Genomic DNA, 12,110 nt, shown 5'->3' with positions numbered 1-12,110 from the left:
CACTACGCCGTCCACCTCCCCCACGGCGGACTCAAGCAAAGCGGAGTCGGCAAAGACTGCTCACGCTACAGCCTTCAAGAATACCTCACGCTCAAACGCGTTTCGGTTCTCGTCGGCAACTAACACCGACACATCCCTAGCTCGCAGCGTTCACCCGCCGCGACACCCAATATCGCGTGTTAACGTCTCCCTTCCCCTACGATTCAAAATCTCGGTCGTCCCCATGACCTTCCCCCAAGAGATACTCGCCCGACTGAGAACGCCCGGTATCGTCGCAGGCTTTTCGGTAGAGAAGGTGGAGCATGCCGTGCCGATTGCCGAGGCACTTCTGGCCGGCGGCATTCACGCCATCGAACTCACACTGCGGACTCCAGCGGGCATGGATGCGATCAAATCAATCGCGGAAAACGTCCCCGATATTCTGCTCGGCGTAGGCACAATCCTCAGTCCCGAGACCGTTGCCAAAACAAAGTCCGCGGGAGCCGATTTTGGTGTTTCACCAGGCATGAACCCTCGAGTTATTCGTGCCGCTCAAGAGGTTGGGTTACCGTTCGCACCTGGCATCGCCACACCGTCTGATCTCGAAGCCGCGATCGAAATGGGATGCCGCTTCGTGAAGTTCTTCCCCGCGGAAGCAACAGGAGGAATCAGCTATCTGCGGAGCATGGCGGCTCCCTACCAACACCTCCAAATCGAGTATTTTCCTCTCGGCGGGATCAACGCAGGAAACATGGGCGACTATCTCTGTGAACCCAACATCCCCGCGGTTGGCGGATCATGGATCGTCGAAAGGGAACTCGTTGAAAAGGAAGATTGGGCAGGCATCACCGAACGTGCTGCCGCGGTAGCAAAACACTGCTGACTCAGTCTGCGGGTTCTCTTTCGATCACAAACGAAAAACAGTTGCCGTACTAGGCGTTGAATCATCCGCGATGTTACTGCTAACAACGAACAGGCATCCCCACGTTTCCTATTCATCTCGATTCACCCGAGGAATGAACCAATGAAGACCATCGTGACGTTCGGTGAAATCATGGGACGACTCGCCGCGCCCGGCAATCTACGCCTTCGGCAAACTCGCGATTTAGAAGTAACCTACGCCGGCGCGGAAGCCAGCGTCGCAGCGTCGATCTGCAACTTCGGCGGGTCCGCACGCTATGTCACGGCACTGCCTAAACACGCCCTGGCAGACGCAACGATGGACGCCATCCGCGCCGTCGGAATCGACACCCGGTACATTCTTCGCACCGATATCGGCAGACTCGGACTTTATTTCTTGGAAACCGGTGCCAACCAACGTCCGAGCAACGTGATCTACGACCGCGCGGATTCTGCGATCGCGATCACCCCGGCTGATCAATACGACTGGGACTCCATCTTTGACGACGCCGGATGGCTTCACCTCAGCGGCATCACACCAGCCCTATCGCGAAACGCAGCGGAGGCCACGCTCGTCGCCGCACAGAAAGCCCAGGCCGCAGGAGCCACCGTTTCCATTGATCTGAATTTCCGTGGCAAACTCTGGAAATGGGAACAGCCAAAATCTTCAAGGGAACTCGCGCGAGAAACGATGAAGGCAATCCTGCCGTATGTGGATGTCGTCATCGCCAACGAAGAAGACTGCCACGACGTACTCGGTATCCAGGCCGGTGACACGGACGTGCATGCGGGAAGCCTTGATACGTCACGTTATCCGGATGTCGCACGCCAAGTCGTAGCCTCGTTTCCCAACGTAAAACGTGTCGCCATCACACTGCGAGAGAGTCTCTCGGCGACACACAATAATTGGGGTGCGATGCTGTATGATTCCGCCACCGACCAGCCGTCTTTCGCACCGTTGTCGGCGGACAATGAGTACCGACCCTACGAGATCAAGAATATTGTCGATCGCGTGGGCGGCGGCGACGCTTTCGCTGGCGGCCTGATCTTTGCCTTGACGACATCGGAACTCAGTTCGCCTGAAATGGCAGTACGGTACGCCGTCGCCGCCTCTTGCCTCAAACATTCAATCAAAGGCGACTTCAACTACTCCACCCGAACAGAAGTGGACTCCCTGATGGGCGGCTCTGCGTCCGGACGTGTCGTTCGCTAACACGAACCGGCGAGATGACCATCGGTCGATCTTTAACGCCATCAAACCTCCCCTGTCTACGCGGCGGCAAATTGCCCGCACAACGATAAATGCCTGCGGCGAACCTCGCACCCGCTGCATCGGTGCCCTCTCTCGCTCACGCATACTATTTCGAGTCAAACATGCGTGTCCCTCTGTTCAGCAAAAACGCGTCGTCACGCGAAGCCCGTCGTCGGCAGCAACAACGGGGCGATACTTTTCGCTAGAAATTACTTATCAACGCCTTACCGCCCATTGACCACGCCACCACCTTTTGTACTACAATAGCACCCTGGGCTACTGACTTGCTTCAGATCCGCGTTGATTCCTTGGGGCCAAATCGTGCGTTCGACTCAACTCTCTACCGTCGCTTTCCTTCTTTTCCTTTCCTCCATTTGTACCGCTGACGTACCAACGCCTCGCCAGCCAAAACAGGACGCCCCGCCCAACATCATCCTGCTCTTCGCTGACGATGCAGGATATGGAGACTTCGGTTTTCACGGCAGTCGCCACTTTCGAACGCCGCATCTGGACAAACTCGCCAGGTCAGGTGTTCGACTCACTCAGTTCTATGTCTCTGGAGAAACCTGCGGCCCATCGCGCGCCGGATTGCTGACCGGACGTTACCAACAACGATTTGGCTTCGAAGAGATCAACGTCCCTGGGATCATGAGTCCTCATAGCCGTTTGCTCGGCGATGAAATGGGCTTACCGACTGACCAGAAAACAATAGGTGACCACTTACAAGACCTCGGCTACCGAACCGCGATCTTGGGAAAATGGCACATGGGAATCGCGGATCGCTATCACCCGCTTCAACGCGGCTTTGACGAGTTCTACGGCATGCGAGGTGGTGCACGTAGTTTTTACTCATACAAAAACCCCAAGACCGTTCCCAAAGAGAACCTGCTCGAGCGTAACTTCGAGGGCTATCAAGAACACGAAGGCTATCTTACCAACGCGATCGCAGATGAAGCGTGCGCGTTCATTCAACGCAACCAGGACACGCCTTTCTTCGCGTTCGTCTCGTTCACGGCCGTCCATACGCCGATGCAAGCTGACCCTGCTGACCAAGATACCTTTGCGGATCTCGAGGGTACACGACGCACCGCCGCGCAGATGACTCTCTCAATGGATCGAGCGTGCGGCAAAATCATCAATCAACTGCACGATCTGGAGCTATACGACAACACCCTCGTCGTCTTCACCAATGACAATGGCGGCCCGATGGACAAAAACGGTTCGAGCAACTACCCGTTCAGTGGTGTCAAAGGCACACAACTTGAAGGCGGCATCCGCGTACCAGGTCTGATCAGTTGGCCGCAACAAATCGAAGCCGGATCGACATACGAATCACCCCTCATCACGCTCGATCTGCTCCCAACGTTTGTTGCCGCCGCAGGAGGCTCCCCATCCTCCATCCAAAATCTCGATGGCGTAAACATGCTTCCGTATCTCCAAGGCAAAAAAGACACCGCCCCTCACGCAACCCTTCATTGGAAAATGGAAACCCGTGGGGCAATCCGCGAAGGCGACTGGAAACTGTTGCGATTCCCCGACCGCCCCGCCGAACTCTTTAACCTCGCTGACGATCCGTCAGAACAACACAACCTCGCCCAAAAATATCCGGAACGAGTCCGATCCATGTTCCGAAAGATGTTTGCTTGGGAACAAGAATTACAACGCCCTCTATTCATGCTTCGACGCGCTGAAGAGGGATGGTCCTCGCGTCGCACCGATCAATTTCGATCGCCGCCATCGCCAGACTACTGATTCACGCACCTCACGTCCTACCGCAATGAATCATTTTCGCGTGCTCGAATCAACACAAACTCTCCTCAAAACATGAATCATCGCCTTTTGATTTTGCGTTCGCTGACGTTTGCGCTGTCAACATTGTGCGCCATGCCGAACAGTATCGCAGAGAAACGGCCGAGCCAATCATCCAACGCGCCAAACGCGATGCCAGTTCCCCTGTCAGATCCAACCAACTCGGGAAACTGGATTCTTCGCGAAGACATCAGCGATGAGTTTGATGGCGAGGCTATCGATCCTGACAAATGGAACATCGACACCGAAGATTGGGGCACATGGAGTTGGGAATCGGACAACACCTATCAATCCGAAGGATGCATCCATCTACGAATGATCCAGGAAGACCATCTACGCGGTGATAAGAAACTTGCTTACAAGTCAGGCATCGCTCGTCAATACGCAACGATCACCTATGGATATTTTGAGGCAAGGGTGAAAGGTTGCGATCGTTTCCCCGGAGCATCACCCGCGTTCTGGTTGCACAGCAAAGGTCCCGAGAATCGATACCTCGCCGATGACGGCGAAACAGTCGCCTACTCAGAGATTGACGTCATCGAACTCCAACAAGGCGAATACGACTTTGAAACCAAGAAGGACAATGGCGTCGAGGTCATCGACTGCAACCTGCACGCCGTTCTGATTCGCAACGGCAAACGCCAGTGGATTCGCCCCGGTACGCATCCAGCAACGAACAAGAACGAATATCACGCCCCCTTCGACCCTCGCGATGACTTTCATACCTATGCGGTAGAGAATACACCTGAGTTTGTTATCTGGTACATCGATGGCAAAGAGATCGCTCGCAAAGCAAACCTTTATTGGCATCTGCCGATGCACATCACTTTGTCACTGGGCCTGCGTCGTCCGTTCGAGAACTACCAAGACGGAGCACGAATCGCAGCCCTTGAGAAGACCACCCAAGACGGATTCCCGACCGAAATGACTGTCGACTACGTGCGCGTGTGGAAATCCAGAACGTTGCCCACACGCCCCAAAACTTCGTCGCGAGCAAACGGTTATGGCATGAACTTGGATCAGTATGTCGCGATGGAAAAATCGAAGTGGGAGAAAAATGGATGGCGTTGGAATCAATCACGAGTGGAAGCAGCGTTCGCCGAAATGGACACCAATCATGACGGAATCGCGTCGGGAATCGAACGCAAAAAATGGTTCGCACAGAAAAAGGCATCGCAGCAATAAACGCCCGCCCATCCCCATCGCTCGAATGCATGCGTGAAGCACCGACGAACATTCACTTTATAATTTCACGAGTTCCACTCGATACATTGATACATATCACTGCGTTAAAACATGATTGATACGTCCAACAGCCCACATGTCAAACTCAAAAGCATCGGCATTGGCGAGTGTCAGTGGACGGAAGGTTTTTGGGCCGAAAAGTTCCGTCAGTGCGAGCAAGTGATGGTGCCCTACATGGGCAGCCTGCTCAAAGGCGACATCGGGCACGGTTACAACAACTTCAAAATCGCTGCAGGGCTCCAAGAAGGACAACACCACGGATTCGCGTGGCACGATGGTGACTTTTTCAAGTGGATGGAAGCGTGTGTCTACGTCTATGCCATCAATCAGGACCAAGCAATCGTTGATGAACTCAACGAAATCATCCAGGTGATCGCCAAGGCGCAAGAAGATGACGGATACCTACATACGAATATCCAAATCGATGGCATCGCTCACTTTTCCAACCGCAAGTACCACGAGATGTACAACTGCGGACACCTTTACACCGCCGCATGCGTCCATCACCGAGTTACCGGCGCGACCAACTTTCTCAATATCGCAATCAAAAATGCGGACTTGCTATACAAGCTATTCCAGCCTCAACCGAAAGAACTTTGCCGGTTCGGATTCAATCAATCGCAGATCATGGGATTGACGGAACTTTACCGAACCACTCGCGACAAACGCTACCTCGAACTCGCTGAGATTTTCATCAACAACCGTGGTAAATCCGACGTTGTCGAGGATCCGAGCACCGAGGGCTATCCGATCGGTGACATGGTCCAGGAAAGAGTGCCGCTGCGAGAAGAGACAGAGGCCGTTGGTCATGCCGTGTTGGCAATGTACTACTACGCCGGTGCCGCCGATGTGTACGCGGAAACCGGCGAGCAAGCCCTGATCGACGCTCTCGACCGACTTTGGGATAACGTCGCCAATCAAAAGATGTATGTCACCGGTGCAGTCGGCCAAGCTCACTTCGGCGCCTCCACGCGGCGCGACAAAATCGAGGAAGGGTTCCTTGACGCCTACCTCATGCCCAACGCGACCGCATACAACGAAACCTGTGCGAACATTGCCAATGCCATGTTCAATTATCGGTTGCTCGGCATTAAAGGCGATTCCAAGTATGCCGACATCATGGAACTGGTTGCCTACAACAGTGCATTGGTGGGCATTAGTGCCGACGGCAAACACTATTTTTATGCCAACCCGCTGCGTTACAACGACGGGCAGCGCGAGTATCAAGACAATCGCGATTGTACCGAATCCGCCAACCGCGAATCCTATATCGAGTGTTTTTGCTGCCCGCCCAACTTGGTGCGCACCATCGCCAAGCTTTCCGGTTGGGCGTATAGCCTGACCGACAACGGCGTCGCGGTGAACCTATACGGTGGCAATCGGTTGGCAACCGAGTTAACCGATGGCTCGGCGATCGAACTGCGGCAAGAGTCCGATTACCCATGGGACGGGGAGATCAAAATCACGTTGGATGCCTGCAAGAACGATCCCTTCGAGATTTGGATGCGGATTCCAGATTGGGCAGTCAACGCCACGCTGCGAGTCAACGGTGTCGATGCAGGCGTTGCCACACATCCCGGACAATTCGCGATTCTCGAACGAGCCTGGAAAGCCGGTGACACCATTGAACTGTCGCTGCCAATGGATGCGACATTGATGAAAGGACACCCCTTAATCGAAGAAACGCGCAACCAGACGGCGATCAAAGTGGGGCCGTTGGTTTACTGCCTTGAATCACCGGACCTGCCCGAGGGTGTACGCACGTTGGATGTCTACGTTCCGAGTGATATTCAATTCGAGAAACAAAACGACCCGGACGTGCTTAGCGGCATCACAACCCTTACGGGCAACGTGCAAATCAAATCTGACGAACGCTCGAACATGTACGGACCGTTGGGTTCTCCTCAGTGGAAGAGCATGCCGGTCCGGTTTGTTCCCTATTACGCGTGGTCCAACCGCGGCACCGCCGAGATGACCGTGTGGCTGCCAATTGTCTGGAAGTAATTCCGATCACCTCGCCATCGAACAACCCTTCTCATACTCCCACCATTCTCCATCCAGGTCGGTATCCCCATGATCGTCAAACCATTCTCCGCCGCGGTCTTGCTCGCCTCACTTGCGTGCACCACGACAGTGGCATTCGCGGGCGAAGCGAGCCGTCCAAACATTGTCGTCATTATCTGCGACGACATGGGTTACTCCGATGTCGGGTTTGGAGGCGCTCCTGATATTCGAACTCCAAACTTAGACTCACTCGCCAAAGCCAGCACGATATGCACATCCGGCTATGTCGCGCACCCATTCTGTGGCCCTAGCAGGATGGGTCTCATGACAGGTCGTTACCCTCACACGTTTGGTGGTCAATACAACCTGCCACCACTGCACGCCGGAATGGACGACTACAACAAGCTAGGCATTCCGAAATCGGAAACGATGATCAGCACAGTCCTGCACGACGCCGGCTACACCACAGGTGCGATCGGCAAATGGCACCTCGGTGAAGAAGCCGACTACCACCCCAACAACCGCGGATTTGACGATTTTTACGGTTTCCTGGGTGGAGGCCATAACTACTTTCCGCAGCAATACTCGGGCGCCTACGAACGTCAAAAACGAACCGGGAAAGCGAGAATCAATGACTACCTGTTGCCGCTCGAACACAACGGCAATCCGACGACCGAAGATGAATACCTGACTGACGCACTTTCGAAACAAGCCGTTCGTTTTATCAATGAAGCATCTGAGAAGGAGAGCCCATTCTTTCTCTATCTTGCTTACAACGCTCCTCACGCTCCGATGGAAGCGACCGAGGAAGACCTCGCCGCCAACGTACATATCAAGAACCGCAAACGCCGTGTCGTGGCAGGCATGATGACGGCTGTCGACCGTGGAGTCGGGCTGGTTACCGATGCGTTAAAAAAGCAGGGTCGGTTCGACGACACGCTCGTCGTGTTCCTCAGCGACAATGGAGGCAAGTCTGTATTCGGATCCTCTAACGCACCTTTCCGTGGCGTCAAAGGTGACACATGGGAAGGCGGGTTCCGCGTACCGATGTTCTTCCATTGGCCTAAAAAGATCCCGGCACAGAAGTTCGATCACCCCATTTCGTCGCTCGACTTTTACCCAACCTTCGCGGCCGTCGCCGATGCGAAAATTCCGAGCGACAAACAACTCGACGGCAAAAACGTCCTTTCGTCATTCGTGGAAGGAAACAACCCACGGCCCAATGAGGTGATCTTTGCAATGCGACACCGGGGTGGCTACACCGACGTCAGCGCTCGCCGCGGTGACTGGAAAGCGGTCCGCTACGCCAATCAACCTTGGCGTTTGTTCAAAATCACCGAAGACCTTTCGGAAGAACACGACCTCGCATCGAGCAACCCCGAACGACTCGAAGAGTTGATCGCCGCCGCGGAAAAATGGAGTCACACTCACGAAACACCATTGTTCTTTGATTCGCCTGGAGCACGTGACAAATGGGTCGGAACGAACATGCCCCACTTTGAAAAAACATTCGCCATGGAAGTTGGCGCCCCAAAACTGCGACCGGTGAGTCACGTTACCGACAATGACATCGCCGAACCGGTAGTCAAAGCTCCACGCACGACTGCATCCGGCGTCAAACTGAAACGAGGTGACAGCACGATGGAACATTTCGTTGCGATGGAGAAAGCGAAATGGGAGAAGAACGGATGGACGTGGAACCAGCAGAAAGCGGAAGCAATCTTCCGAGAAATTGACACCAACAACGACGGCATTGCCTCGGGGAAAGAAAAGAAGACGTATTGGTCAAAGTGAATCGATCCGCCAGCGTTCACCCATTCGTGGAAGTGCGACCACACGAGGTGTCTTTCAAAGCAGATCCGAAAATGAAAACAGGAATAATGGTACGACTCAGCGCTGTTGTGATGCTCGGCATCGCGATTCAGTTCGCGTGCGCGACAAACTCTGCCGCGGAATCAAAGCTCGAACGAGACGCGGTATCGAAGATTAGCCAACTCGAGGCATTGATGGACGAGGCCCGCCAACGTTCACTCGACGTGACGCGGGAAGAGTCCGTTGTTTGGTTTTCCAAGCAGTTTCTGAAATTCGCCAATTGGGACGAGGAAAACAAACAGGCGAATGAATATCTGTTCGGCGTGTACCATGCCCCGTTCAAAACGCAAAAGTCAAAACTCGCCGAGGAACTACCTGACTTTGAACGTAAGAAAGTCATCGAGATGCTCGACAGAGCAGTCGCTACGCTCGAAAGCGTCTTAAGTGGAGAGATTAAACGACGCCCGGTGAACAAGGTCGATTGGCAAAACATCGAGGTTGGCGATGACGTTCTGCTGAGCAACGGCAAACCGATCTTCCTGTATGACTATTTTTCAAAATCGGTCGGACGTAGCCTCACCGACACCCAGGTCTACAACGATCACTTGGGCGCGATCTATCATGGTGGCGAAAACCTTTATCCGGTTGATCACGACCGCGCGATCAACTCATTCCTTCTCAAACAAGATGGCACTTTCGATCAAGAGCTATTAGCTGAGATCACCGGCATTCCCAATTCGAACGTGGGCTTCCTTTTGTTTTGGAACAGCGGCATACCGGATTGGGTGTTGAGAAAGGAGCCCGAAGCTCAGAGAGGCCGCGGGTTGTTCACCGGCTACGACATCGACAACCCTCTGGTCCGAGACGTGTGGGGAAAGATCGCTCGCAAGGCGGGCGAACTGACGAAAGGGAAAAAGGTAACCCAACTCGGTTACATCCTTTCCAATGAACCGCATTGGTACGCTGCGAAAGAGCACTGGACTCAGCGTTATCAGGAGATGAATTCGGTTTCCTCCTACACCGACGCCAAGTTCAAAGCTTGGTTGAAAGAAACCTATGACGGGAACATCGAAAAACTCAACGAGAACTGGGCAACGACGTTTTCCGACTTCGACTCGATTAGCTATCCGTTTCCGATCTCGCGTTCTCACCGCGGTTCTCCCATGTGGTACGACTGGTGTCGATTCAACATGAAACGCGGAACGGATTGGTTTACTTACCTTCAGCGCGAATTGAGAAGAGGGAATCCCGATGCGGACACCAGCATCAAACTGCAACCCAATCTCTTTTCTGAGAACTACCGTTCTCATGGAATTGATGTGGAAGCGTTGACAGAACTCACTTCCATGATCGGCGACGATGCAAAGACGCAGTGGATCCGAAACCTCAACCGCAAACAACCAGATCCGTGGGAATCGCACTACGCCTATTTCTGGGAGGAGTTGAGCATGACGTACGACTTCCTCGAATCCGTGGCGCCCAACAAAATTCACTTCAACTCAGAGAACCATTTCCTGTCGGCGTCCTGGGTGAGAGAACTGAATCAGCCTGCGGAGTACGTCAGGAACGTTTATTGGCTGGCAACGATTCAGGGAATGGACGCCAATCTCGCTTGGTGGTGGGCACGCGATCCCGACGGTTCTCCAGAGGATCGGATGGAAGGGGAATTGAACTTCTTTGATCCGGCGTTGGCAGGTTCCTATGCAGGGTCAGCCAACCAGCAACCACACATCGTCAACGCAGTGACGCAGGTCATGTACGACCTGAACAGTTTCTCAGAAGAGGTCATGGCGATCCGCAGGCAACGTCGCCCGATTCGCCTGTTCTACTCGGAGACGTCCGCGATCAACAAGCATCGTCACATGACAGAGTTGTTTGAGATCTACGAGCAATTGTTCTTCGAAGGATTCCCCCTTGGATTTGCAACCGAAAAGATCATTCAGAAGCAGGACGCGAGCAACTGGGATGCAATCGTCGTCTACAAGACAGAATTCGTGACCGACTCAGAATTCGCTGCCTTGCAAAGCTATCTGGACAACGGTGGTACCGTGTTGATGGATTGCCACACGAGTTTGTCGATGAATGAGTATGGCCACGAGCGTGATGAGCGTCTTGCCGACGGGAACGGAACCCTCGTCGTAATGGACAACAACCTTTCGCTCGAGGAAACGAAAGCCGAGATACTCAAACTCGTGGCAGGGAGCCTTCCCGAACTCAGACTCAGCGAGGACAACGGCTCGCAATCCAAAGGTTGCACGTGGCGAGTGGTCAGAAATCCCAAAGGTGGATTCCTTTTGAACGTCCTGAACATTGGAAAACATGCCGCCAAATTGAACGTCACGTGGAACGATGGAAAGTCAGCCAACGCAACTGACATGCTGACCGAGAAAGAACTGGGTTCCCAGTTTGAGCTTCCCTCAAACGGCGTACTGTTGCTCGAAGTTTCGGACCAGGCGCTAGGCGACTGATCCTGAGATCACGAGCTCGTTTCGGTAAATGGACGAGCGTTCCGATTTCGTTGAGTCATTCGGCAACGCAGTCGACTCCACCAAAGCCACTCATACTGCCTGCTAGGACGATGGATCAAAGAGCTGGCGAGCATCAAACTGCGATGCAACTTTACGACTCTAGCACTTGCCTTTTCCCAGCTATCTCTTTTTGCGGTGAACGACATGAAATTCGCGGTCCGAACCTTATTCATCCTTGCCGCTGTTTTAGTCGGTCACGGCGACGCACTGGGTCAAAAACCAAACGTCCTGTTCTTAGCGATCGATGACCTGCGTCCGGAGCTCGGCTGTTACGGTTCAGAGATTGCGATCACACCGAACCTGGACAAACTCGCCGCAGACGGATTGTTGTTCAACCGTGCCTATTGCCAACAAGCGATCTGCAGTCCGTCGCGTGCCAGCCTGATGACCGGAGCGCGCCCGGACACGATCGGTGTCGTTGAGAACTACGCATACTTCCGCGATCTCAATCCGGACATCGTCACACTCTCGCAACACTTCATCGCCAACGGGTACGAGGCGATCTACAGCGGCAAGATCTTTCATCACAATGGCGTTGCGGACATGGAAAAGTCGTGGAGCCGCAAGCCCGACAAACCGAA

The 12,110-nt window shown here is 53.8% G+C and carries 8 protein-coding genes; all 8 read left to right on the top strand.

Going from position 1 to position 12,110, the window contains the following annotated elements; genetic code table 11:
- The first annotated feature begins 223 nt into the window (after nucleotides 1-223).
- Entirely contained in the window at nucleotides 224-862 is a 639-nt protein-coding gene (gene eda, locus RSSM_RS25120; protein WP_044303618.1) for a bifunctional 4-hydroxy-2-oxoglutarate aldolase/2-dehydro-3-deoxy-phosphogluconate aldolase, read from the top strand.
- A gap of 141 nt (nucleotides 863-1,003) precedes the next feature.
- Nucleotides 1,004-2,092, top strand: coding sequence for a sugar kinase (locus RSSM_RS25115; RefSeq protein ID WP_008686525.1), 1,089 nt, complete (start codon nucleotides 1,004-1,006; stop codon nucleotides 2,090-2,092).
- 360 nt (nucleotides 2,093-2,452) lie between these two features.
- Nucleotides 2,453-3,883, top strand: coding sequence for a sulfatase-like hydrolase/transferase (locus RSSM_RS25110; protein WP_008686523.1), 1,431 nt, complete (start codon nucleotides 2,453-2,455; stop codon nucleotides 3,881-3,883).
- Nucleotides 3,884-4,072: 189 nt separating this feature from the next.
- The gene (locus RSSM_RS25105) at nucleotides 4,073-5,125 is read left to right on the top strand and encodes a kappa-carrageenase (protein ID WP_236621372.1); all 1,053 of its coding nucleotides are present in this window, start codon (nucleotides 4,073-4,075) and stop codon (nucleotides 5,123-5,125) included.
- A gap of 111 nt (nucleotides 5,126-5,236) precedes the next feature.
- Nucleotides 5,237-7,189 carry a glycoside hydrolase family 127 protein gene (locus RSSM_RS25100; protein WP_008686521.1) on the top strand — a complete coding sequence of 651 codons (1,953 nt, stop codon included), beginning with the start codon at nucleotides 5,237-5,239 and terminating at the stop codon, nucleotides 7,187-7,189.
- 69 nt (nucleotides 7,190-7,258) lie between these two features.
- Nucleotides 7,259-8,983 (top strand): sulfatase-like hydrolase/transferase, encoded by a 1,725-nt coding sequence (locus tag RSSM_RS25095; RefSeq protein ID WP_008686520.1) that lies wholly within the window; start codon nucleotides 7,259-7,261, stop codon nucleotides 8,981-8,983.
- An 86-nt stretch (nucleotides 8,984-9,069) separates the two neighbouring features.
- Nucleotides 9,070-11,469, top strand: coding sequence for an alpha-amylase family protein (locus RSSM_RS25090; RefSeq protein ID WP_044303619.1), 2,400 nt, complete (start codon nucleotides 9,070-9,072; stop codon nucleotides 11,467-11,469).
- A gap of 204 nt (nucleotides 11,470-11,673) precedes the next feature.
- Nucleotides 11,674-12,110 (top strand): sulfatase-like hydrolase/transferase (locus RSSM_RS25085; protein WP_044303617.1); only part of this gene is annotated, 437 nt, incomplete at its 3' end.

It is taken from the genome of Aporhodopirellula sallentina SM41 (genome assembly GCF_000346505.1).
GTDB lineage: Bacteria > Planctomycetota > Planctomycetia > Pirellulales > Pirellulaceae > Rhodopirellula > Rhodopirellula sallentina.
The sequence above is the reverse complement of the archived record's forward strand: the minus strand, read 5'-3'. Positions and strand labels throughout refer to the sequence as shown.